Raw genomic sequence first — 1,232 nt, 5'->3', positions numbered from 1 at the left:
GGCTGGGCGGGGCGGACGTGCACGCGGCCACCTCCGGTGTGGCGCACTTCGCCTACGACGACGAGACCACCTGTCTGGAGGAGGTCCGCTACCTGCTGTCGCTGCTGCCGTCCAACAACCGGGAGAACCCGCCGCGCACCGAGTGCGCCGATCCGGCCGACCGGCGCTGCGACTCCCTGCTGGACCTGGTGCCGGCCGACGGCAACCGTCCCTACGACATGCGCGCGGTGATCGAGGAGATCGTCGACGACGGCGAGCTGCTGGAGGTCCACGAGCGCTGGGCCACCAACATCGTCTGCGCGCTGGCCCGGATGGACGGGCAGGTGGTGGGCGTCGTCGCCAACCAGCCCCAGCAGCTGGCCGGCGTGCTGGACATCCACGCCTCCGAGAAGGCCGCCCGCTTCGTGCAGATGTGCGACGCGTTCAACATCCCCATCGTCACCCTGCTGGACGTGCCCGGCTTCCTGCCGGGAGTGGACCAGGAGCACGGCGGAATCATCCGGCACGGCGCGAAGCTGCTGTACGCGTACTGCAACGCCACCGTGCCGCGGATCTCGCTGGTGCTGCGCAAGGCCTACGGCGGTGCGTACATCGTCATGGACTCCCAGTCCATCGGCGCGGACCTGACCTACGCCTGGCCGACCAACGAGATCGCGGTGATGGGCGCCGAAGGAGCGGCGGGGGTGATCTTCCGGCGGCGGATCGCCGCCTCCGACGATCCCGAGGCCACCCGGGCGGAGCTGGTCAAGGAGTACCGGTCCGAGCTGATGCACCCCTACTACGCGGCCGAGCGCGGCCTGGTCGACGACGTCATCGACCCCGCCGACACCCGCGGCGTCCTCATCGGAGCCCTGGCCATGCTCCGCACCAAGCACGCCGACCTGCCCGCCCGCAAGCACGGCAACCCGCCCCAGTGACGGAGGCCCCATGCTCACCCCCCCGCCCCCCATCCGTATCAAGAAAGGCCAGGCCACGGACGAGGAACTGGCCGCCCTCGCGGGCCTGCTGCTCAGCCGTGCCATCCGGGCCGGCTCCGACGCGCAGGCGTCCACCCCCGGCACCACCTCCTGGCGTCCCCGTCCCTTCTGCGCCCCGCACAGCTGGCAGATGCCCTGAGCAGGGACGCGCCGCAGCTGTCAAGCCCCGGGGTTTACGGAGAATCGGTCAGAGCCTCGATCTTTCGTGAGGGTCCGCCGTCCGCGTCCGCGACCGCAGGACCCGCGCACAGCGCT

At 71.1% G+C, this 1,232-nt stretch carries 2 protein-coding genes; both read left to right on the top strand.

What is annotated here, in order from left to right:
• On the top strand, positions 1-917 hold a 917-nt coding region (locus tag LJ221_RS00705; protein ID WP_302851926.1), incomplete at its 5' end, for an acyl-CoA carboxylase subunit beta.
• Positions 918-927: 10 nt separating this feature from the next.
• Complete coding sequence (locus LJ221_RS00700; protein WP_241712715.1) at positions 928-1,116, top strand: acyl-CoA carboxylase epsilon subunit; 189 nt, start codon at positions 928-930, stop codon at positions 1,114-1,116.
• The last annotated feature ends 116 nt before the right edge of the window (positions 1,117-1,232 follow it).

Source organism: Streptomyces sp. CNQ085, from assembly GCF_022614595.1.
In the GTDB taxonomy this organism is placed as follows: domain Bacteria; phylum Actinomycetota; class Actinomycetes; order Streptomycetales; family Streptomycetaceae; genus Streptomyces.
This window is presented reverse-complemented; position numbering and strand designations above follow the sequence as displayed.

Bases quoted from the DNA above. Each gene is read 5' to 3' on its own strand.
- LJ221_RS00700 (WP_241712715.1), top strand. From the start codon at position 928: ATGCTCACCCCCCCGCCCCCCATCCGTATCAAGAAAGGCCAGGCCACG.